Source organism: Serratia sp. NCCP-200 (assembly GCF_059697885.1).
This window is the reverse complement of the sequence record NZ_BAAKUJ010000001.1, coordinates 777505-800739: the sequence shown is the minus strand read 5'-3', so window position 1 is coordinate 800739 and position 23235 is coordinate 777505. Positions and strand designations below refer to the sequence as shown.

Below are 23235 nucleotides of genomic sequence, written 5' to 3'. Positions count from 1 at the left end.
CTAATAAGATGGCGCAAAGTTCAGACGCTGCTGTTACCGACGATAGGCAAACAATATATACCCGTCGCCTGGCAAGCTACAGCGTTCAAACCGATGCACGATTGATTTAGGGTTGAATCATCGAGCCAGTTGATTAAATAACAAACCCATAGTGTGAACCATCTGGCAGCTCGATATCCAGACGCAGCTTGCCCCCTGCGGCCTCGATATAGCGTTTGAGCGAGGAGAGCTTCAGATCGCGGCCAGGTTTTTCCATGCCCGCCACGGTGGGTTGTTTGATGCCAAGTGCCTGCGCCATTTCGACCTGGGTTTTCTGCACCCGCTCACGTAGTTCGGCCAGGTGAATATTGAGCAGCGTATCCGCCGCAATGCGCTCAGCGCTGGCCACTACCTCGGGTTTTTCTTCCGCCAGGATTTGTTCGAGTGTTCTGCCCATGGCCTACTCCTTTTTTGTCGTTGAACCTAGACCAATATAGGTTAAATGCTATATAGGTGCAAACCTATAACCAGGCTGTGCGGTGAGCATCTAGGAGGGAATACCCACACATTGCAGCGTCCCTAAAAACAACACCATGTCCAACCGTAGGGGCGCAGCGTGCAGCGCCCCTACGTTCAGAACCGGTTGAAGTTTGTCAGCATGGAGAGTATCTACGAGGTGTTTGCCAGAGCTATCAAGCCCGATGGTGCTGCAAGCGTTCGTTACGATAGAAACTCAAGATACACCAGCCGAGGGCGATCAGGGCCAACGGCGCTCCGACGAAGCCAATGTTTGGCATTCCCAGATGCAGGCTGACCTGGTTGCCCAGCAACGCCCCGCCGCCGATCCCAAAGTTATACAAGCCGGAGAAGATCGCCATCGAGACATCGGTCGCATCCGGTGCCAGACTGAGCACCTTCGCCTGCATCGAAAGACCAATCGCCATGATGGCCATGCCCCAGACCACACACAGCAACGTCAAGGTCGTTTCATTACCGGAAGCGGGCAACAGCAATAACAGGCTGAGGGCCAGCAGACCAATTGCCCCCATGAAGAAACCCGACGGGAAACGTTCGCTGTAGCGGCTGAATAGCAGGCTGCCGACAATGCCCGCAGCACCAAACAGTAACAGCATCAAGGTGGTAAAGTTGGCGGATAACCCGGCCACGGTCTGGATAAAGGGCTCGATGTAGCTGTAGGCAGTAAAGTGCGCCGTCACCACAATGATGGTCAACATATACAGGCTGACCAGCTCCGGGCGTTTGAACAACAGGGGAACGCTGGCCAGTGAACCGGAATGCTCGCTTTTCAGCACCGGCAGCAAGCGCCACAGCATCACCAACGCCAGGGTGGCGCACACGGCAATGCCAATAAACGTCATACGCCAACCGAGTAGCTGCCCCACCACTCGCCCTAACGGTAAACCCAACACCATCGCCAGCGCGGTTCCCCCCGCCAGCATACTCAACGCCTGTGCCTTTTTGCCTGCGGGTGCAACACGAATGGCCAATGACGCGGTGATCGACCAGAACACCGAGTGCGCCAGCGCCACACCGGCACGCGAGATCACCAAGGTGGTAAAGTTCCAGGCCACCGCGGTGAGCACATGGCTGGCAATAAACAGGATAAATACCCCGATCAGCAGCTTACGCCGCTCAATCTTGCTGGTCAGCAACATACAGACCAGCGACATCGTGGCAACGATCCAGGCATAAATCGTGATGATCAGCCCCACCTGCTCGGTTTGCATCCCAAAGCTTTGGGCAATATCACTCAATAACCCGACGGGGATAAATTCGGTGGTATTAAAGATAAATGCCGAAATGGCCAAGACGACCACGCGCATCCAGGCGGTCGAGCGGGAAGTGCTGATTTCATCCATTGTAGGTGTTCCGGAACAGGGGCTGGCAGTGGCGCCATTTTAACTAACCCGTAACCAGAATGCGACCTAGATCACGTTTTTGTAGTGCTGTTTTTTTCAACAGTAGGAGCGCCATATTTGACGCCCCTAGGATCGAGGATGTTCAATGCGCCCCTCATCGGGGCGGTTACCTTTATGCGCCTCCCAGATAAGCCTTTCTCACCTCCTGATTGCTCAGCAGTTCGGCACCGCTGCCGCTCAGGCGGATTTGCCCATTGACCATCACATAGCCCCGATCGGACAGCTTCAGCGCATGGTTGGCGTTTTGCTCCACCAGGAAAATTGTCATGCCGCCGTTGGCCAGTTCGCGCAGAATGCTGAAGATCTGTTTGACGATGATCGGTGCCAGCCCCAGACTCGGCTCATCCAGCAACAGCAACTTTGGCCGGCTCATCAGCGCACGGGCTATCGCCAACATTTGCTGCTCACCGCCGGACATGGTCATCGCCCGCTGGTTACGCCGCTCTTTCAGGCGCGGAAACAGCTCATACATACGTTGCATATCTTCAGCGGCATAGCGGTTACCAAGGGTGATGGTGCCCATCAGCAGATTTTCCTCTACGCTCATGTCGGGGAAAATCCTCCGCCCTTCTGGGGCCTGCGCGATGCCACTGCTGGCCACAAAATGCGTCGACCGCTGGCTGATATCCGTCCCCTGAAACAGGATCTGCCCACCGCTGATGCGGGGTTGGCCAAAGATTGACATCAGCAAGGTGGATTTCCCCGCCCCGTTGGCCCCGATCAACGCTACGGTTTCCCCTTGCCTGACCTGTAATGACACCTGTTCCAGCGCCTGGATTGGGCCGTAATGGACATCTACCTCGCGAAATTCCAGCATCACCTCGCTCATCCCGCCAGCTCCTCTTCGTCTGCGCCCAGATAAGCGGCGATCACGCTGTCATTGTGTTGGATCTCCTGCGGCGTCCCCTCGGCGATCACATTGCCGTGATCCAGTACGATCACCCGGTCGGAAATCTCCATCACCATGCCCATATCATGTTCGATCAGCAGCACCGTAATATCATGATGCTGGCGCAAAAAGCGGATGATCCGGCTCAGGGTGGCGGTTTCCACCGGGTTCAACCCGGCGGCGGGCTCATCCAGGCAGATCATTTCCGGGGTAGTGCACATCGCGCGGGCGATCTCCAGCCGCCGCTGCTGGCCGTAGGACATCTCCCCCGCCAGGCGGTTGGCACAGTCCACCAACTCGACCACCTCCAGCCAGTAAAATGCGCGGTCCAGTGCTTCATTTTCTGCCCGGCGATAGGCTGGCGTATTGAGCACGCCAGCAATCAGGTTTCGGTTACTCAAACGGTGTTGCGCCACCAACAGGTTCTCCACCACCGACATCTCACGGAACAGGCGGATATTCTGGAAGGTGCGGGCAAGCCCGGCACGGTTCACCAGATGTGTGCCACCAAACATTTTGTAGTAAAGGCGCGACCCCAGTTGCGCGGGGTTAATCCAATCCCCTGCACGGAATTTCTGCCCGAGGATACGGATCACATCGATGGGTCGTTTGTGAGTATTGAGCAGGATCGCCCCGCCGCTGGCATGATAAAAACCCGTCAGGCAGTTAAACACCGTAGTTTTCCCCGCGCCGTTCGGGCCGATCAACGCGGTGATCGACCCACGTTCCACTTCCAGGTTCACATCGTTCAGCGCTTTGATGCCGCCGAAGTGCATCATCAAATGTTCAACGCGCAAAATGGCATCGCTCATGGTGCTACCCCCTTGCGTGGCGTAAAGCTGCTACGGCTGATACGCACCAGGCCGCGTGGGCGCCAGATCATCATCAACACCATCAGTACGCCAAACAGCAACACTCGATATTCGGCAAAGCTGCGCAGCAGTTCCGGGGCCACCGTCAGCACAAAGGCAGCCAGCACGACGCCGATAGTCGATCCCATTCCCCCCAGCACCACGATCGCCAGGATCAGCGCCGATTCAAAGAAGGTAAACGATGTTGGATTGACGAACCCTTGATAGGTAGCAAAGAACACCCCGGCGATACCCGCGGTGGAAGCTCCCATCATAAACGCCGAGAGTTTGACCAGCACATGATTAAGCCCGAGCGAACGGCAAGCGATTTCATCCTCCCGTAACGCTTCCCATGCCCGCCCTATCGGCATCCTCGTCAACCGATGTTTGACGAACAGCACCAGCAACACCACCAGGCACAGCACCGTGTAGATAAAGATAAACTTCAGGTTGGGGTTGTAGGTAATACCAAGAAACTCGTGGATCGGTACTCCCCCTTCCTTGGCTCGGCGGCCAAATTCCAGGCCGAACAGGGTCGGAGCAGGAACCGAAACGCCGTTTGGCCCGCCGGTCAACGACACCCAGTTATTCAGCACTAGGCGAATGATTTCACCAAAACCCAGCGTCACAATCGCCAGATAGTCACCGTGCATACGCAGCACTGGGAATCCCAGCAACGCCCCAGCCAGCGCCGCCATCAACGCCCCCAGCGGCAACATCGCCCAAAAGCCCAGGCCAAGATACTGATAGCCCAGCGCCAGGCCGTAGGCACCAATGGCATAAAACGCCACGTAACCCAGATCGAGCAGCCCGGCCAGCCCCACCACAATGTTCAATCCTAGCCCTAACAACACATAAATCAGGCCGAGGATCGCCACGGTCAGCAGGTATTTGGTCGCCATAAATGGGAACAGTAATACCAACACCACCAGTAGTGGCAGGATCCAACGCAGGCTCGTCCTGGCTCCGACTGGACGAACATAGACACCGTCATTGCCCCCTTCAAAACGCGCCGACACCCTGCGCCCCAACGACGTTTGCAAAAACAGGCTGAGTAACAGTCGCCCCACCATCACTACCGCGATAATCACCACCAGGCGGTGTGGCTCAAAGTTGAAACTGTAGCCGTCCAGCACAATACCGACGATCGGGCCAAACACAATCAGCGCGATCAGGCCCGCGAGAACGGCATCCAACAGGCTGCGTTTAATACTCAGCCCTTGATGAACTGTGGATTGAGACATAGTTTCCCTCACACCTTAGCGACCATTGGCCGCCCCAGCAGGCCCTGAGGGCGGAAAATCAGGATCACCACCAGCAGACCGAATGAAAACACATCCTTGTAATCCGAGTTCACCATGCCGGCGAACTGTGCCTCTGCCACGCCAAGCAGCAAGCCTCCGAGCATCGCGCCGGGCAATGAGCCAATGCCCCCCAGCACCGCTGCGGTGAAGGCTTTGACGCCGATAATAAAGCCCACGTAAAAATCGAAGGTGCCGTAGTTCATGGTGACCAGCACCCCGGCCAGCCCGGCCATCGCCGCGCCAATCACAAACACCAGCGAGATCACCCGATCGGTATTGATACCGAGTATCGACGCCATCTTGCGATCCTGTTGGGTAGCCCGGCAGATACGCCCCAGGCGCGTGCGTTGGATCACGTAGGTAAGCACCGCCATACCCAATAGTGCAGCGACCAGAATAAATACCTTGGTGTAGGTAATCTGGATCACACCGCCATCAAAATTGAGCCGAAAAACGCCGTCCAGCAGCGTGGGGATCCCCTGCTGGCGCGGCCCCTGACTAATTTGCGCGTAGTTCTGCAAAATCAGCGACATACCAATGGCAGAAATCAGCGGAGCCAGACGCGTGGAGTTACGCAGCGGTTTATAAGCAATACGCTCAATCACCCAGCCATAAACGCCGGTAACCACGATGGTGAAAACCAGGGTGCCCAGGATCAACAGCGGGAAAGAGTGGAGACCAAAGAAGGAGAGCAGCGCCAGGCCAATCGCACACAGATAGGCAGAAATCATATACACCTCGCCGTGGGCGAAGTTGATCATGCCAATAATGCCGTACACCATGGTGTAGCCGATGGCGATCAGGCCATACACCGCGCCAAGGATCAGGCCGTTAATCAGCTGTTGCAGGAAGAATACGTCCATAATAAGCAATCTCACCTGATGGGCGGGCCACAAGTTCAGCACCACGCGGCCCAAAGGAGGTTAAGGAACGGATCCGCCACACGCTCGGATCCGTTGATCTTTACATCAGAGCTGGTGATATTTGCCTTTGTCATCCCATTGGTAGACCACGTAGTCTGATACCTTCAGGTCACCTTTTTTATCCCAGGCTTTTTTCCCCATCACGGTATCCACATCGTGAGATTTCAACCACTCGCTGGCCTTCGCGCTATCTTTACCGCCGGTGGCATTGAACGCTGCAGCGATGGCCTGGATCGATGCGTAGGAGTACAGCGTGTACCCTTCTGGCTCAAATCCACTCTCGCGGAACTTGGCGATCACAGCTTTCCCTTCTGGGATCTGACGGGGATCGTTACCGAAGGTCATCAGCACGCCAGTGGTGTACTGTGGCCCACCGGCCGCCGTTACCAGCTCCTCGGTAACAATACAGTCGCCGGAGAAGAATTTGGCTTTCACCCCTTGCTCACGCATTTGGCGCACCAGCGGACCTGCTTCTGGGTGGCAGCCGCCGAAGTACACCACGTCTGGATCCACCGAGGCGATTTTGGTCACCAGGGCGTTAAAGTCTTTCTCACCGCGCGACAGCCCTTCATACATCACTTCCTTCACGCCACGTTTGTTCATTTCTGCCTTGGCGGCATCTGCCAACCCCTGGCCATAGGTGTCCTTATCATGGATGACGGCAATCTTCTTCGCCTTCAGGGTATCCAGCATGTAATTGGTGGCGATAACCCCTTGCTGATCGTCGCGGCCACACATGCGGAACATGTTATTCATGCCACGTTCGGTGATTTGCGGGTTAGTGGAACCGGGTGTGATAGCAATGATCCCAGCCTCGTCATAGACCTCCGAAGCGGGCATGGTGGAAGACGAGCAGAAGTGCCCCACCACCGCAGCGACGTGATCCTGATCGACCAACCGGTTAGCTACCGAGACTGCCTGCTTAGGTTCACAAGCATCATCGCCTTGCGCCAGCTTGATTTTTTCCCCTTTAATTCCCCCGGCCGCATTGATGTCTGCGGCAGCCTGCGAGGCCCCACGCCAGTATTGATCCCCATAGGTGGCATTTGGGCCGGAGAATGGCCCGGCAACGCCAATCACGATATCGGCATGTGCAGAAAAAGCCGTACTAAAACAACCAATAAGCAGAGCAGCAAGCGGGGTTTTTAGCAATCTCAATGACATTTTGCATTCCTCAGCACTGTTTTAGCGAAAGACCGTAGACCCGGCAGATTGCAGATTGCGGCCAATAACGGCGGCAGTTGCAGGATGACGGGTAAATGACGTGGAGCAGTCACTTTATGTGTAGTCGGGGAAAATAATTTGCGCGAGAGCGCAACCGATTTACCCGCGTTTATCCAAGCAAAAATCTAGCCATTGTGACGGCGCATACAAAAATAGAGCCGATTTGCTGGCGCTCTCAGCCGTAAAAATGAGGAGGCTCACTGGTTTTAGCGGACAACGAGCGTTAGAAAAGAACGAGGAGAATTTGCTGGCGCACCTTGCTGGTGCAACTGGAATGCATTTTGGATGAGCAGAAAACAAAAACGCTCCCTAAGAGAGCGTTTCTGGTACAACACCATGTATTCCCGGAACATCTGAATACGGGGTATGCGCGTTAGGCGCCAGTCACACGCTCGATCAAGGCATTGGTCAGGTCGGTGCTGATACGGTTACAGGTTTTGGCAATGCGGAACTGATAGGCAGCATCCATGATTTGATGGATTTCGGTGCTGACGTTGTCACGGATACGCATGTAAAGCTTGGCCTGCGCCACGATATCGTTCAATTCCACGCTGCGGGTTTGATACAACCGCGGGCTAACCTGTTGCAGAGCATTCAGCTCTTTCATGCAGGGATACATGATGTCATCGGTACCCACAGAAGCCATCGGCTGAGCTGGCTGCGTAACGGTAGCACTCGGCGTGACTGGGGCTGGCGCTGGAACACCGGCAGCGGTTGCAGGTTTGTTTTTCGCAGTCTGACACCCTGCCAGCAACACACACAATGCAGCTATGGCGATTGTTTTTTTCATTACTAAAAAACTCCGGGAAACAAAGGAACGGCGTGGTTTACCGCTATAAAAATGGCTTGGCGTAGCATAGAGTAATAAAGCAAGCATTGACAAGATCTGCGAGGGCCCCATTACTGCTATCAGCATAGAATGCCCGCCAGAGTAACATAGAAAAATCTTAAAAAAAATCACTTATCGCCAATTAGAACGACTTACCATTTTGATTTAAATCAACTTTTCTGGAAAAACCAAGAATCTGGCAGATGAAAAATAAAAAAACAATCTCGATCACAGTTTGGTAAAAAATAAGCAGATATTTTGGGTTTTCGCTAGTGGCCCCATTCAGATGGCATCAAGACCCTTCCTGATTAATTTATATTCGGTGAGTAGTGTTTTTGTGGGATCGCTTTATGAAGGTGCTACTTAGCATTCTGTCATGGTCGTTAAGCTGCATGTTGAACGCGCTGATCTTTTCCTCATGGTTCCGCATTTTACGCGTTGTTAACCAAAGCAAAGTGCCGAAAAACGAGCCAATATGCTCAATCTGGCAGCAAACGCACTTTTCCCTCACTTTAGTGCTTTGACAAACCCAATACGCCTCGCTATTATTCGCCTCGTTCACACGATTCCTCTGTAGTTCAGTCGGTAGAACGGCGGACTGTTAATCCGTATGTCACTGGTTCGAGTCCAGTCAGAGGAGCCATATTTAGAGAAGCCCGCTTAGGAAACTAAGCGGGCTTTTTGCTTTTCAACGGTGTCTCAGCAGTTCGCCCTATTCCCTATACTTTCACATGCTCCCGCCGTAAATGGTAATCCACCTGATACTCGCTGGCATTTCTGAACATCACCGAGTAATTCACGAAATCGCCGCTGTCGCTGTATGACAGCGAGGTGATGCGCAAAATAGGTGTCTGCTCATCGACATTCAGCAGCTTCGCCATCTTTTTATCGGCCAGCACAGGCGTGAGGCTCTCATAATTGCCGCGCACGATGATGTGGCATTCATCTTCGATATAGCTGAATTTTGACCCCTCCAGGTGGGCAACGGACAAATTGCGATAGAGCTTCGCTGGCATATAGCTGTCTTCTACCATCAGTGGCTTGCCGTCGACCGAACGAACCCGGCGCGAGTAGTAGATCCGTTCATCAATCTTGATGCGCAGCTGGCTGGCGATAGCGGGTGGCGCGGGCATAATAGTAAACTCCAGCACGTCGCTTACCACCTCCTTACCCTGATTGCGCATTACCTCGATAAATCCGGTCAGGTTGGTGGTTTCATGATGCACATCTTTCTTCGCGACATACGTGCCGCTACCGTGGCGGCGCTCCACCAATCCCCACCCCACTAGCAAATCTATCGCTTTGCGAATAGTCATGCGGGAGACGCCAAACTCTTCTGCCAGGCGAACCTCCGCAGGCAATGGGCTGCCAATATGATAATCGGCGGAATTGAGCCGAATGCGTAGTCTGTCGGCTATGGATTTGTAGATCACTGATAGACCTCTCTGGAGTTCCGCGCTGCGCTTAAATAATCCACACCCTATAAATTAATAGGCTGTTTTTATTGAAGTTGCAAACAACCTCATCAAGTGAAAATTCCAAGCGAAATCGTCGTGTACAGTTTTATGACGAAAAGTAGACAACTTGGTGCAAACAAAAACCATGAATGCGATCACGAATCGGTGCGACGGACAAAGATAACCCCTCACGTACTCCCTACTCTGCTTCTCAGACCCGCGTTAAAGAATAAGGTCACTTCCCCTACAGGTTGTTACATGAGGATTTAACATGCTCAGTCAAATACAACGTTTTGGTGGCGCAATGTTTACCCCGGTCCTGCTATTCCCGTTTGCCGGGATTGTGGTCGGTATCGCCATTATGCTGCGTAACCCGATGTTCGTCGGCGAAGCGCTCACTGCACCCGATAACTTATTTGCGCAAATCGTCCATATTATTGAAGAAGGCGGCTGGACGGTATTTCGTAATATGCCACTGATTTTCGCCGTGGGTTTACCGATTGGCCTGGCAAAACAGGCTCAGGGCCGCGCCTGCCTGGCTGTGCTAGTCAGTTTCATGACCTGGAACTATTTCATTAACGCAATGGGAATGACCTGGGGCCAGTACTTTGGCGTTGATTTTAACGTCGACCCGGTGGCGGGAACCGGGCTCACGATGATTGCCGGCATCAAAACGCTCGATACCAGTATTATCGGTGCGATTGTGATTTCCGGATTGGTCACCGCTATCCACAACCGCTATTTCGATAAACAACTTCCCGTTTTCCTCGGTATTTTCCAAGGCAGTTCATTCGTCGTCATTGTTGCCTTCTTCGTCATGATCCCTTGCGCGTGGCTAACCCTGTTCGGCTGGCCAAAAGTACAGATGGGGATTGAATCACTGCAGGAATTCCTGCGCAGCGCTGGCTCGCTCGGCGTGTGGGTTTACACCTTCCTTGAGCGCATCCTGATCCCAACAGGGCTTCATCACTTCATCTACGGCCCATTTGTCTATGGTCCGGCAGTCGTGGAAGGAGGCATTCAGGTTTATTGGGCGCAGCATTTGCAGGAGTTCAGTCAGAGCACGCTGCCGCTGAAAACGCTGTTCCCAGAAGGCGGCTTTGCGCTGCACGGTAACTCGAAGGTGTTTGGCTGTCTGGGGATTGCGCTGGCTCTCTACGCCACCACGGCACCTGAAAATCGAGTGAAGGTGGCAGGCCTGCTGATCCCCGCCACGTTAACGGCGATGCTGGTCGGCATTACCGAGCCACTGGAATTTACCTTCCTGTTTATCTCGCCGGTACTGTTTGTCGTCCACGCATTTCTGGCCGCTACCATGGCGACGGTCATGTATATGTGCGGCGTGGTGGGCAACATGGGCGGCGGCCTGCTAGACCAATTCCTGCCGCAAAACTGGATCCCGATGTTCCACAACCACGCGTCAATGATGTTTATTCAGATTGGCATTGGACTTGCCTTTACCGGTATCTACTTCCTGGTGTTCCGCACCCTGATTCTACGTTTCAATCTGAAAACGCCGGGCCGCGAAGAGGCTGAAATCAAGCTCTACAGCAAGGCGGACTATCAAGCATCCCGCCAGCAAACAACAGCAGCGGCAGCGAAAGAAACCAAACAAGGCCAGGCTGCCGGTTTTCTCGAAGCACTTGGCGGAGCAAGCAACATCCTGAGCGTTAACAACTGTGCGACCCGCCTGCGTATTGCCCTGGTGGATATGTCGCTGACGCAAAGCGACGACATTTTTAAAGCGCTGGGTGCCCACGGTGTGGTGCGACGCGGCAACGGTATACAGGTAATTGTGGGGCTGAACGTCCCGCAGGTCCGCGACCAGATCGAAAACCTGATGAAAGACGCTTCTTCAAGCGAACTTAAATCCATGACGGAGGCAGTATCATGAATAAATTCTCTGTAGTTGTAGCTGGCGGTGGCAGCACCTTCACTCCTGGTATCGTACTGATGTTACTGGCAAACCAGCACCGTTTCCCGCTGCGCGCCTTGAAATTCTATGATAACGATGGTGCGCGCCAGGAAACCATTGCCGAGGCGTGCAAAATCATCCTGAAAGAACAGGCACCAGACATTGAATTCAGCTACACCACGGACCCCAAAGAGGCATTTAGCGATGTGGATTTCGTGATGGCACACATCCGCGTGGGCAAATACCCGATGCGTGAAAAAGACGAAAAAATCCCTCTGCGCCACGGCGTGCTTGGCCAGGAAACCTGCGGGCCAGGTGGAATTGCTTACGGTATGCGCTCCATCGGCGGCGTGCTGGAAATTGCCGACTATATGGAGCAATACTCACCAAACGCCTGGATGCTGAACTATTCCAACCCTGCGGCGATTGTGGCAGAAGCAACCCGTCGTCTGCGCCCAACGGCGAAAATCCTCAACATCTGCGATATGCCAATCGGCATTGAAAGCCGCATGGCACAAATTGCTGGCCTGAAAGACCGCAAAGAGATGCGCGTGCGTTACTACGGGCTGAACCACTTCGGCTGGTGGACGTCTATTGAGGATCTTCAGGGCAACGACTTGATGCCCAAAATCCGTGAATACGTGGCTAAATTTGGCTACGTTCCGCCATCAGATGAACATGGTACGGAGGCTAGCTGGAATGACACCTTTGCCAAAGCGAAAGATGTCTGGGCGTTGGATCCAGAAACCTTCCCCAATACTTACCTGAAATACTATCTGTTCCCAGACTACGTAGTAGAGCATTCCAACCCGGAGCGTACCCGCGCTAACGAGGTCATGGATCACCGCGAGAAGCACGTTTTCGGCTCCTGCAATGCCATTATCCAGGCGGGGAAATCCTCGGCAGGCGAGTTGGAAATCGATGAGCACGCCTCCTACATCGTCGATCTGGCAACCGCCATCGCCTTCAACACCCAGGAGCGCATGTTGTTGATTGTGCCAAACAATGGCGCTATCAATAACTTCGATCCAGAAGCCATGGTCGAAATCCCCTGCCTGGTTGGCAAAAGTGGCCCGCAACCGTTGGTGGTTGGCAATATCCCGCAATTCCAGAAAGGGCTGATGAGCCAGCAGGTGGCGGTAGAAAAACTGGTGGTCGATGCCTGGGAACAGCGTTCTTATCAGAAACTGTGGCAAGCCATTACGCTGTCGAAAACCGTGCCTAGCGCATCAGTTGCCAAAGCAATACTTGATGACTTGATCGAGGCGAACAAGGACTACTGGCCTGAATTGAAGTAAGTAAGGATAGCGTTATTCCCCTCCCTTAATCCCTGTACAGGCCAAGGAGGGGAAGATTGGAACCGGAGTTAAATGGGGGCAGCATGCAGTTGCCCCTACAATAACGCGTTTTACCAACGTAACACGTTGCCTGCATAGTCAATAAAGTGGTGCCCGCCTTTGCCGCGCCAGGCCAGAACCTGGCTCACAATGCCAGAGCAGCTTTGTTCGACAGTCAGTGTGGCATTGGTTCCGCCCATATCCGTTTGTACCCAGCCCGGATGCACCGACAGCAAAGTCACCTCCTGCAGGGCAGCGGTATCACGCAATCCGCGCGTTAACATATTCAGAGCAGCCTTGCTGGCGGCGTACAGCGGATAGGTCGCCGCTTCGTTCTCATTTAGACTGCCCAACTCCGATGTCATCAACGCCATCACGCCGGTTTGCGGTTTCACCAGCGGTATTAACGCTGCCGCACAGCGAACCGGGGAAAAGGTATTGGTCATAAACAGCTCAACGAGCTCATCATCATTCGCCTGGGCAACGTCCTGATGGGCTGGCCCGTAAACACCCGCGTTGATAAAGATAAGATCGAATTGTTGTGACAGCAGCCGTTCTTTCAGGGTAATCCTTTCATCATGATGATTGATATCTAATTTCAGCCATTGCGTGTCAGCCGGGCTATCGGCAGGCACCGCGCCGCGACAGGTTGCAACTACCTGCCAGCCCTGCATGGATAGCTGCCTGACAATGCCTAAACCTATTCCGCGTGACGCACCGATGATCAGTGCCGAGAATGGAGATGTCATGATTTTCTTCCTAATGCTGATAACGGTAGGTTTTCCCCCAGAATTACTCCGGCTCCACGTGGGTCATTTTGCCCATCACAAAGGCTAAATTAGCCGCCGCGATCAGTGCCGCAGCGTGGGCATCGGTACTCATCTGTTGCGCATAGAGCAGACCATTGGCAGCCTCGTTGGCTACGGTGATGGTCCCCACGCCGTTGCGATAAGACTCCAGCGCGGCGTCGTAGGTAATAAACGCGGTTTTTACCAGGTTCAATGCTGCCTGGTTGGCTTCTAGCGCGGATTGTAACGTATCGGCCGCCACGATAATCTCACGAACCGCAGCCTCCTGCGTCTTTTGGAAAGTCTCGTTTGCCACGGCGGCACGTGATTCTGCCTCTTTCACGCGGGCAGCTCGTATTCCACCATCGTAAAGCGGTACGGTAACGCCCAACAGAATGCTAGAGGAGGACGTTTGCTGACCAATGGACGGCAATCCCTGAATGTCAAAACGCCCATCTCCACCCGCGACCGCGCTGGCAAGATAAACCTTAGGCAGAAAATCCGCCTCTGCCGCCTTGATACCGGCGGTAGCGGCCTGAGCAGCAGCATAAGTTGCCAATACGTCTGGCCGCTGGGAGAGCGCCAGCTTAATCATCTGCTGGGTTGGCGCACTGGCCGTCTGCGGCAAAGGTTTATCCTCGGCATAGCCCACTTTGATTTGCGATGAGGCAGAAATGCCCATGGATGCCAGCAAAGCCTGCCATGCGTCACGTTCCGTTCCCTGCGCAACAACGCGATTCAATTCAGATTGCGCGACCTGCTGGCGTGCCTGTGCAACTTCCACCGTTGTCGCAACGCCATTTTTGTTACGCGCCAAGGCAGCATCGAGGATTTTCTGGCTATTGCGCAGCGTCTCCTGCGCTATTTTTCGGCGTGACTGGGCCGCACCGTATTGGTAATAGCTGCGCGTAACCTCATAAATAATCTTTTGATGCATGCCGTTAAAGGCGACGTTGGCGGCATAGGAGGTGTGCTTGGCCGCCTGTTGCAAAGCGCTACGTTGGCCAAAATCAAAGATTAACCACTGCAACGCCAGTGCCGGCACTACCGCGCTGCCGGAGGTGTCCAGATCGTGTTGGTCGCCAATGTCATAGGGCAACGGCGTTCGCGTTCTTTGGTAGCCGCCAATCACGCTGGCTGAAATCATCGGCAAAAATGTCGCTTCAGCCATGCCTACGCCCAGCGCTGCCTGCCGCGCCTGTTGCCAGGCGATGCGGGTATCCGGGTTTTGCATCTGTGCGATGTCTATCAGCTCAGGTAACTGATAGATCTGCTGCTGGTTGATCGCAGGCGGTGCAGGAAGTTCTGCTACCGCCGGGTTGGCCGGAACAGCAAATTCATGACTGCTGATGCCGTCAGGTGTCCAGGGAGAGGAAGGGCTAGCCGGAGCCAACGCCAGTTGGTCCGTGGCACAGCCTGCTAACAGACATAACCCCACTGCCGTGCTGAAAGTTCGTATTTTGAAAGTCTGAGTGCGCGGCTTCATCCAAGAAGTTCCTCAAGTCGCCTGATGCTTTGTTGGATCTCAAGTTCAACGGCGGGTGGCAAACCGTTGTTGCTGCCTGTTGGTTCTGGGGGATTAATCACTTCACCGCTCGAGGAAAGCCGGCTAAGCCGTTCCACATCGGAGAAGGACTTATCAAAGGGCAAAAACAGCGCCGGACAGAGGTTTTCCATTTCGCCAAGGATCGCTTGCAGACGCCGGTATTCTTCGGGAGAGGGGCGTAGCGATCTTGGCTCAAAAGGAACCAGCCTTAGCGCCTCCCGTGCCGTAGTCAGTTCTTCTTCAACCTCTGCCGCCTGTCTTATCGCTGCCGGGCGCTCTGTTGGCGATAACGCGGCAAGATTGCTTAATCCCGTGACCAGGCTGCGGATGCGAGTGCGAACAAAATCAGCAATGGCGACGGGCCACACGTAAGTGAATATCAAATACACCACCAGATTCCCCAGCAGGATCCCGAGTACTCTGTCGAGCGCGACGCCCAAATCCGTACTCGGACTAAAGCCATGTAACACGGTGAGTAAGAATGCCAGTCCGATTTGTATGCCCGCATAGGCAATCCGCTCATTGCCGCTTGATACCCAGGCGCTGAGCAGCAGCGCGCCGAACACCAGCGCCATTAACTGGCCGATATCGCTCAGCGACGGAACAATAAAAATCAGCGAAAGCACGCCCATCAATGCGCCTATCAGGCAGCCAACAATGCGTAACGTCAACTTGTGTACCGTCTCCCCCGCCGTGCCGAGCGCTGCGACATAACAGGTGATCATGGCGGTATGAATATCTTGCCAGTCCAGTGCGGTATAGACGAGATAACAGATCACGCTGGCCGCCGTGGTCTTTAAGGCAAATTGCTGATGGACGGGATTGGTAAAGGCGTCTGCGGCTAAAAATGAGGCTTTGGGCGCACTGGTGTCTACCGCGTTATCTGGCGTTGCAAGTTGCACCAGCGCGTGGGTGACTTCGTCATTTTTCCCACTCTGATTAAACGCTGGGGGTTCAATCACCCGGCCTGCGGTAATAGCCTCGGCTGCAGAACTGCACCAGTCGGCCAGTTCAGGGCGAGTTAACGCCGGTACGGTTTTATTGAGGGCTGAAATGGCCAGCAGTAACCGATAGCTGCTGTTGACAGCGGCGGTTAACCAGGCAGCCTCTGCGGCAGGCCGCAGATGGAAAATGCGCACGAGCATAGCCCGCTGTTGATGTTCACTCTGCCCTTCCCGCAACAGCTCCTCTACTTTATGCATGCTGGGGGCATCCGGGTGGCGTAATGCCTCACCGGCAACCGCTAAGCGCTCTGCCAGACTTGCGCGTAGCAGTTTCCAGGGTGGCCGCCCGATGAAAAGATTAAAGGCTACCAATAGCAGCATCGGGGATGCGGCCATCAGCCAGGCATACAGCACCGCGCGTACCGCTAACTCTCCATTCGGCGCATCGCCAAGTAGCGACATGATGAAAGCGATCACCAGCGCAATAATGCTGCCCACCGGCCCGAGCTTGCTCGCCGAGCCTAGCCAGAGAAAGGCAAACGAGCTAAGGACCAGCACCGCCATGCGTAAAGGCGCAGATTCCAGGGTATAAGGCAGGATCAGCAAGATCAGCCCCACCACTATGGAAACGAGCAGGGTCACCGCAATGGCCATCGCCATACTTTCGGCGGCGTCTGGTTTCATCACGAACAAAATCAGGTAGCAGCTAATCGCTGATTCGGGGATACCGTACAGCATGGCAACCAGCGTCATCAGCGCACAAAGCGCACCGACCCGCCAGGCCATCGCCAATCGGCCAGGGAAATAGGCCAAATCGCGCTTCACCTGGCGCAACATTCTGCCCCAGGGGCGGTCAGCAACCATGGTCGTCTCGTACTATTGCTACCGCGCTGGCACCAATTCGCATCAACTCCGCCGGCGGATCTTTAAGGGTGATCCGCACCGGGAAACGCTGTTCGACCCGCACCCAGTTCAGCGATTTCGGGACATAGGGCAGATTACGTGGAATATTAAACTGCTCCTCGGAGCTGATCCCCCAGCCAATGCCCTCCACTCTGCCCTGAATCGCACGCTGGCGATCGGCCATAACATATACCGTGGCGCAACTCCCCGGTTTGATGTGCGCCAGCTCTGTTTCGCGAAAGTATGCCGAGGCATGCCAGTGGTCGCTATTAATCAGCGTAAATACCGCCTGGTCCGGCATCACAAATTCCCCCGCAGAAACATTAAGCCCCACCACCAGGCCATTGTGCGGCGCTCGTATCTGGGTATTTTCCAGCTCTTGTTCGGCAATGGCCAATGCGGCGCGTCGTGCGCTGAGCAGAGCCTCAGACTCCGCAGCGCTGCTGATTAATGCCTGCGAAGCGACGGTTTGCTTCAGCGCCTGTTTCAGGCTGATTTCTGCATCGTGCTTGGCGGTCTGGGCATCATCCACCTGCTGGGCGGTGACATAGCCCTTGCCCAGCAGTGGCTGAATGCGCGCCAGCGTCTGAGTTGCCAGCTTAAGGTTGGCCCGCGCCCGATTAACCTGCTCATCGGTGATCGCTGCATTAGATTGTTCTGCGATCATCGTGCGGTGCTGCGTATCCCAAGCGGCTTGCGCCATCTGCAGTTCCGCCCGTGCCTGCTCGACCCGCAAACGATAAATCGTGGGATCGAGGGTGAACATCACCTCACCCCGTTGAACCTTGCCGTTTTCTGTCACATTAATGGACTGAATACGCCCAGGTACTGAGCTGCTGACGTTCACCACGCTGGCCCCGATGACCGTATCCTGCGACGTAGGATTTAACGAGTTTTGACGCAGCGTCAGCCACCCTGAAATAGCGGCAGTAATAACGATAACCACCCCAATGACGATCGCTATCCGACGTTTATTGCCCTGTTGTTTTAACGTGTTCATTTTTAGCGCACTTAGAATAAAAGCGATGACATAAAGGCTACGGCGAGCGCCAGGCAGGTATAGACGAAGAGTCGCCACGGCAGAACTTCGTCAATTCCCGCAAAAATCAGCAGAACGCGCGCCCCTATCGCCACCACGAGGCCAATCCCTGCACAGGCTAGCCAGGCAGGGAAATAAGAGCCGAGCACGGAAAATGCTGGCGCACCAAAGTCACGACACCCGATAAGGCTAAAGGTACTGACCAGCAATAAGGCCAACGCTCCATAACGCGTATGGCCTGAACGAAAAAACACAGGCCCCCGGCGCTGACGAAAAGAGTGTGCGCTTGCCATTTTATCTCCCAAAACCGCATTGCGGCGCTGTATTAAACCGCGCTGTTTTCCAGCGTATTTTTATAAATTTGCCCATTTTTCATGATCATCTGAAATGCTTCCTCAGGCTGGGCCAGCAGTTGAATATCCGTTAGCGGATCGCCGTCGACAATGATCATATCGGCCAGAGCGCCTGCTTCTATCACCCCGAGCTTCTCGGGATAAGGGTTACGCGGGCCGGAGAGCGCGCAAAGTTCGGCATTGACGCTGGTAGCCATTTTAAGAATTTCGAGAGGCGTATACCAGCGGATCAGCTTGGCAAGCTGGGCGCCTTGACGTGTGGCAAGCCTGGCGTCGAACAGTGTGTCGGTACCCCAGGCGGTCTTGATGTGGTGCTTTTTCGCCAGTTGGTAGGCGTTATCGGTTCCGGCGGACATCACCAGTTGCTTGGCGCGTGAAGCCGGATTCGCCATCGGTACGGCATCTTCATCGTCCAGGAAAGGTTGCAGGCACCACCATAGGTTTTCTTGCGCCATGAGCTCCACGGTCTGCTCATCCACCAACTGGCCGTGTTCGATACATTTCACGCCGCCTTTGATTGCCATGGTGACAGCGCGGGCCGTATAGGCGTGAACGGTCACGTAGGTACCCCAATTTTCCGCAGCGGTCACCGCCGCCTGGATTTCGGGCACGGAACCTTCCGTTACGTCGATGCCGTCATAGAGTGAGGCTACACCGCCACCGGCCATAAATTTGATCTGGGATGCCCCCCTCATCAGCTGTTCTCTGGCGCGCAACAACACCTGGTCGGCACCATCGGCAATGGCAGTTATCCCCACCCGCTCGATATAGCTCAAGGAGTCCGCGGGTGCGCGTGGGACTTCGCTGAGCATGCGAAAATCACCGTGGCCGCCGGTCTGGGAAATAAACGCTCCAGACGGGTAAATGCGTGGGCCAACCGTAATCTGCTCATCAATTGCACGCTTCAAGCCAAACACCGGCCCGCCCATATCGCGGACCGTGGTGAACCCACGCAGCAGCGTTGCCTGAGCTTCGGCAATCGCCAGCGCCTGGATATAGTTAAAATCGGCCGTCATCGCCGTCATCATGGAAGGACGAGCCATGATGGCATGCCAGTGCGCATCAATCAGGCCGGGCATCAGCACGCCACCGTTGCCGTCTATAATCGTTGCTTCCGCTGGCGGAGTCGTATCAGCAGGTTCAATCGATTTGATTTTGTTGCCTTCAACGATAACCTGCATGCCCTCGCGCAGTTGGTCAGAAACCCCGTCAAAAATCCGTACGTTGATAAACGCTTTCAACTGCGTAGCGCTGGCGGTGGCATTGGAATGCGTGGATTGTCCTGCAGGTATTGCTGCTGCGACCGTGGCTGTCGTTATCGGCGGCGCTTTCGCCGCCTGCCGGGTTAGCACCGTATTAATGCGTAAAAATGCCGGGCTGTGGCATAGGCATGCCTCAGAATGTTCGCAGGCAGGCTGAAACATGGGATTTTGCTGCATAACACAATCACTCCTAATCAAACCGACTTCGCCGGTAACTGCAGGTTTTGTTTAGAGTAATTGTAGAACGTAATCCTCACAATGCTTTATTTTTCAATAATTTTATATCCTCATTAATAAACCATTAGATTGTAGTGGATAACATAGGAATTAACTTATCAATCGCGAGAAAAGTCTCATTAACAGATTTAATGTTATTGTAACCATGACGCAACAATGATTAAATTACAGGCATAAAAATCTGAGTGCGACTAACCCTATGAATTACCAAACCCTCGCTTAAAAAATATTGGCAAAACGCTCAACAAGCCAGGCCAGCTTCCTACTGATTTTACTGGAAAAATATTATATTTAAGATGATTCCCTGTCTTTTTCACAAAATGTTCTAGAATTAACGCCAAGACTTGATGGCGTTAGTAGAGCACAGGGGACGGTTTTACGTGATCCTGCCGAGTATATTGACATATAAAAATCAAGAGGGTTTTTATGAGTAACAGTAACCAGAAAAATAACAGTAATGTTAATGATGATGTTTATTCCTCGATAGATTTGGCCATTTCGCTACCGAAATCTGGATTTCCAGATGCAGAGCGAAATCCTCGCCACGTATTTAGTGCCATCCGCGATGAATTAATGTTAGACGGTAACTCACGGCAAAACTTGGCGACATTCTGTCAGACCTGGGTTGATGAGGAAATTCGCGACCTGATGGATCTGTCCATCGACAAAAATATGATTGATAAAGACGAGTATCCACAAACAGCCGAAATTGAAGCCCGCTGCGTGCGCATGTTGGCCGACCTGTGGAAATCACCGTCGCCGGACACCACCCTGGGCTGCTCCACCATTGGCTCGTCAGAGGCCGCTATGTTGGGTGGGTTGGCGTTGAAATGGCAATGGCGCAAAAAACGTGCCGCACAGGGCCTGACAACCGATAAGCCCAATATGATCTGCGGCCCGGTGCAAATTTGCTGGCACAAATTCGCGCGTTATTTCGATGTGGAGTTGCGAGAAATCCCTCTGGAAGGCGATCGTCTGATCATGAGCCCGGAAGAGGTACTGAAACGAGTCGATGAGAATACCATCGGTGTGGTACCCACCCTCGGAGTGACCTTTACCTGCCAGTACGAGCCGGTAAAAGCGGTCAGCGACGCACTCGATAAGCTGCAACAAGACACCGGCCTGGATATTCCTATTCATGTCGACGGTGCCAGCGGCGGCTTTCTCGCCCCATTCTGTGCCCCCGATCTGGAATGGGATTTCCGCCTGCCACGCGTAAAATCCATCAACACTTCAGGCCACAAGTTTGGGCTAGCCCCTCTGGGGGCGGGCTGGGTGGTATGGCGTGAAGCGGCAGACCTGCCCGAAGAGCTTATTTTCAACGTCAACTATCTTGGCGGCAATATGCCTACCTTTGCGCTCAACTTCTCACGCCCTGGTGGACAGATCATCGCTCAGTACTACAACTTCTTACGCCTTGGCCGCGAAGGCTACGCCAAAGTCCATAACGCCTGCTATGCCACGGCTCAGTATCTTGCCGACGAGATCGGTAAGCTCGGTCCGTTTGAAATCCTGTTTGATGGTGACAGTGGTAAAGGCATCCCGGCGCTGGCCTGGAAACTGAAAGACGGCGCCAATATCGGTGGCTACACGCTGTATGATCTCGCCGATAAATTACGCTCACGCGGCTGGCAGGTACCTGCGTACTCCATGCCAGCTAATCGGGAAGATCTGGTGATCCAGCGTATTCTAGTGCGCCACGGAGTAAGTTTTGACCTAGGTAGCCTGTTGCTTGACGATCTGAAACGAGCACTTGAGCATTTCGAAAGTCATCCGGTCGTTAATCCACTTTCGGAAGATGAAGCGGCCGGTTTTAACCACGGCTGATCCACAGTTGACCTGTTAATGGAGTGGCATGCTCCTAGCCACTCCCGTTAACCATAAGAAATCAGCTGGCAAGCATCTTCGCTTGTCCCAGGAGAATTGCCATGGCTACCTCTCAAATCATCGCTGCGCCAAAACAACTCACGCTGTTGGGCTTTTTTGCCATAACGGCATCAATGGTGATGGCGGTTTACGAATACCCAACGTTTGCAACCTCTGGTTTTTCACTGACCTTCTTCCTGATACTTGGCGGCTTGCTGTGGTTCATTCCGGTAGGATTGTGCGCCGCTGAAATGGCAACGGTTGAGGGTTGGCAGGAGGGTGGAGTGTTTACCTGGGTTTCTAAAACCCTCGGTGAGAAATGGGGATTTGCCGCTATTTCGTTTGGCTATTTGCAAATCGCAATCGGCTTTATCCCGATGCTCTACTTCGTGCTAGGGGCGCTGTCCTATATTCTTAACTGGCCCGAACTCAATAACGATCCGATAGTTAAGACCGTCGCCGCACTGATTATTTTATGGGGACTGGCCTTGACTCAGTTTGGTGGTACCAAAAATACCGCTCGCATCGCCAAGATTGGTTTTTTTGCCGGTATCCTGCTGCCAGCCGCCATTCTGGTGATACTGGCCGTCACTTATCTGCGCTCTGGTGCTCCCATTGCGATTGAAATGAGTGCCGATACCTTCTTCCCGAACGTCACCAGCATGAGCACGCTAGTGGTGTTTGTGGCCTTCATCCTAAGCTATATGGGGGTGGAAGCCTCCGCTACCCACGTCAATGAGATGAAAAATCCGGGCCGCGATTATCCGCTCGCCATGCTGCTGTTGATGTTTGCGGCGATTTGCCTGAGTTCAGTCGGCGGGCTGTCCATTGCAGCCGTAATACCCCATGAGCAAATCAACCTCTCTGCGGGCGTGATGCAAACCTTCACGGTGCTGATCAATCATTTGGGGACGGGCTTTGAATGGGCTATCCGCGGTATCGCTGCGCTGTTGCTCTTGGGCGTGCTAGCTGAGATCGCGGCATGGATTGTCGGGCCTTCCCGCGGGATGTTAGTGACGGCACAGCAAGGGATCCTACCTGCCCGTTTTGCCAAAATGAACAAAAACGGCGTGCCGGTGGTGCTGGTCATTTCCCAGTTACTCATCACCTCGGTAGCACTGATTGTGCTGACCAATACCGGGGGTGGCAATAACATGTCGTTCCTGATTGCGCTGGCGCTGACGGTGGTGATTTATCTTTGCAGCTATTTCCTGTTATTCCTGGCTTATATCCAGCTGATCCGCAAACAGCCGAATAACAAACGCACCTTTAATATACCGGGAGGCAATGGCGTTAAAATTGCGGTTGCTGTCATCGGTTTGCTGACCTCTCTGGTAGCCTTTGTCGTCTCCTTCTTCCCTCCTTCGGGGCTACCGGGTAGAGAAGCCAACGACGTCTATGCCGGTTTACTGGTCGTTTGCTTCCTGGTGGTGCTGGTGATCCCCTTCATTATTTATGCACTGCATAATAAAGCGGCTGGAGCGAAAAATATCACGCTGGTGCCAATCAACACGGATAGCGCTCAGGAAGGGCATTTCTTCATCCATCCGAAGGCACGCAGCCCGCACCACATCATTGTTGATGGTAAAAAGCTTCACTGATCGTCGATTATCAGGTGGATGCGCGGCAAAGCCATCCACCTCTTTATC

Annotated in this window: 19 protein-coding genes and 1 tRNA gene; 5 read left to right on the top strand and 15 right to left on the bottom strand. The window is 53.9% G+C overall.

Going from position 1 to position 23235, the window contains the following annotated elements; all coding sequences use genetic code 11:
- Positions 1 to 133: 133 nt before the first annotated feature.
- The 8 genes from proR to AC6HVW_RS03680 form a co-directional block, all read right to left on the bottom strand.
- Positions 134 to 436: a transcriptional regulator ProR gene (gene proR / locus AC6HVW_RS03715; protein ID WP_021180280.1), complete on the bottom strand. Its 303-nt coding sequence runs from the start codon at positions 434 to 436 to the stop codon at positions 134 to 136.
- Between the two features lie 235 nt (positions 437 to 671).
- Positions 672 to 1859 (bottom strand): sugar transporter, encoded by a 1188-nt coding sequence (locus AC6HVW_RS03710; RefSeq protein WP_021805810.1) that lies wholly within the window; start codon positions 1857 to 1859, stop codon positions 672 to 674.
- Between the two features lie 172 nt (positions 1860 to 2031).
- On the bottom strand, positions 2032 to 2748 hold the full coding sequence (locus AC6HVW_RS03705; protein WP_071680980.1) for an ABC transporter ATP-binding protein: 717 nt from the start codon (positions 2746 to 2748) through the stop codon (positions 2032 to 2034).
- The gene (locus tag AC6HVW_RS03700) at positions 2745 to 3620 is read right to left on the bottom strand and encodes an ABC transporter ATP-binding protein (protein WP_071680981.1); all 876 of its coding nucleotides are present in this window, start codon (positions 3618 to 3620) and stop codon (positions 2745 to 2747) included. Before AC6HVW_RS03700 ends, AC6HVW_RS03705 begins: the two co-directional genes overlap by 4 nt.
- Entirely contained in the window at positions 3617 to 4903 is a 1287-nt protein-coding gene (gene livM, locus AC6HVW_RS03695) for a high-affinity branched-chain amino acid ABC transporter permease LivM (protein ID WP_071680982.1), read from the bottom strand. Before livM ends, AC6HVW_RS03700 begins: the two co-directional genes overlap by 4 nt.
- Before the next feature lie 8 nt (positions 4904 to 4911).
- Positions 4912 to 5826 (bottom strand): ABC transporter permease subunit, encoded by a 915-nt coding sequence (locus tag AC6HVW_RS03690; RefSeq protein ID WP_186486309.1) that lies wholly within the window; start codon positions 5824 to 5826, stop codon positions 4912 to 4914.
- 105 nt (positions 5827 to 5931) lie between these two features.
- Positions 5932 to 7050 carry a branched-chain amino acid ABC transporter substrate-binding protein gene (locus AC6HVW_RS03685; protein WP_186486310.1) on the bottom strand — a complete coding sequence of 373 codons (1119 nt, stop codon included), beginning with the start codon at positions 7048 to 7050 and terminating at the stop codon, positions 5932 to 5934.
- A gap of 433 nt (positions 7051 to 7483) precedes the next feature.
- Positions 7484 to 7900, bottom strand: a complete 417-nt coding sequence (locus tag AC6HVW_RS03680) for a YuaE family lipoprotein (RefSeq protein ID WP_021180266.1) — start codon at positions 7898 to 7900, stop codon at positions 7484 to 7486.
- 606 nt (positions 7901 to 8506) lie between these two features.
- Between AC6HVW_RS03680 and AC6HVW_RS03675 the strand changes: the two genes are divergently transcribed.
- Positions 8507 to 8582: transfer RNA gene (locus AC6HVW_RS03675), tRNA-Asn, on the top strand.
- Between the two features lie 76 nt (positions 8583 to 8658).
- Here the strand turns inward: AC6HVW_RS03675 and AC6HVW_RS03670 are convergent.
- Positions 8659 to 9372, bottom strand: a complete 714-nt coding sequence (locus AC6HVW_RS03670) for a GntR family transcriptional regulator (RefSeq protein ID WP_021805816.1) — start codon at positions 9370 to 9372, stop codon at positions 8659 to 8661.
- Between the two features lie 295 nt (positions 9373 to 9667).
- Here AC6HVW_RS03670 and AC6HVW_RS03665 point away from each other — a divergent pair, with 295 nt between their 5' ends.
- Together AC6HVW_RS03665 and AC6HVW_RS03660 are read left to right on the top strand one after the other, a co-directional pair.
- On the top strand, positions 9668 to 11290 hold the full coding sequence (locus AC6HVW_RS03665; protein ID WP_024485163.1) for an alpha-glucoside-specific PTS transporter subunit IIBC: 1623 nt from the start codon (positions 9668 to 9670) through the stop codon (positions 11288 to 11290).
- Positions 11287 to 12609: a 6-phospho-alpha-glucosidase gene (locus tag AC6HVW_RS03660; protein ID WP_071680984.1), complete on the top strand. Its 1323-nt coding sequence runs from the start codon at positions 11287 to 11289 to the stop codon at positions 12607 to 12609. The genes AC6HVW_RS03665 and AC6HVW_RS03660 overlap by 4 nt, the downstream gene beginning before the upstream one ends.
- A gap of 110 nt (positions 12610 to 12719) precedes the next feature.
- Here AC6HVW_RS03660 and AC6HVW_RS03655 read toward each other — a convergent pair whose 3' ends face one another.
- From AC6HVW_RS03655 to AC6HVW_RS03630, 6 genes are all read right to left on the bottom strand, one after another.
- Complete coding sequence (locus tag AC6HVW_RS03655; RefSeq protein ID WP_071680985.1) at positions 12720 to 13397, bottom strand: SDR family oxidoreductase; 678 nt, start codon at positions 13395 to 13397, stop codon at positions 12720 to 12722.
- A 43-nt stretch (positions 13398 to 13440) separates the two neighbouring features.
- Positions 13441 to 14922, bottom strand: a complete 1482-nt coding sequence (locus tag AC6HVW_RS03650) for a TolC family protein (protein ID WP_115158138.1) — start codon at positions 14920 to 14922, stop codon at positions 13441 to 13443.
- Complete coding sequence (locus AC6HVW_RS03645) at positions 14919 to 16790, bottom strand: FUSC family protein (protein ID WP_497569271.1); 1872 nt, start codon at positions 16788 to 16790, stop codon at positions 14919 to 14921. Before AC6HVW_RS03645 ends, AC6HVW_RS03650 begins: the two co-directional genes overlap by 4 nt.
- Positions 16780 to 17829 (bottom strand): multidrug transporter subunit MdtN, encoded by a 1050-nt coding sequence (gene mdtN / locus AC6HVW_RS03640; protein WP_071680987.1) that lies wholly within the window; start codon positions 17827 to 17829, stop codon positions 16780 to 16782. Before mdtN ends, AC6HVW_RS03645 begins: the two co-directional genes overlap by 11 nt.
- A gap of 11 nt (positions 17830 to 17840) precedes the next feature.
- Positions 17841 to 18122, bottom strand: coding sequence for a YtcA family lipoprotein (locus AC6HVW_RS03635; RefSeq protein ID WP_447889519.1), 282 nt, complete (start codon positions 18120 to 18122; stop codon positions 17841 to 17843).
- A gap of 71 nt (positions 18123 to 18193) precedes the next feature.
- Positions 18194 to 19660 carry a metal-dependent hydrolase family protein gene (locus AC6HVW_RS03630; protein WP_071680988.1) on the bottom strand — a complete coding sequence of 489 codons (1467 nt, stop codon included), beginning with the start codon at positions 19658 to 19660 and terminating at the stop codon, positions 18194 to 18196.
- Between the two features lie 486 nt (positions 19661 to 20146).
- On the opposite strand from AC6HVW_RS03630, the gene gad reads away from it, so the two are divergent.
- Positions 20147 to 21547 (top strand): glutamate decarboxylase, encoded by a 1401-nt coding sequence (gene gad / locus AC6HVW_RS03625; protein ID WP_071680989.1) that lies wholly within the window; start codon positions 20147 to 20149, stop codon positions 21545 to 21547.
- Between the two features lie 101 nt (positions 21548 to 21648).
- Entirely contained in the window at positions 21649 to 23187 is a 1539-nt protein-coding gene (gadC, locus tag AC6HVW_RS03620; protein ID WP_071680990.1) for a glutamate/gamma-aminobutyrate antiporter, read from the top strand.
- Positions 23188 to 23235 lie beyond the last annotated feature (48 nt).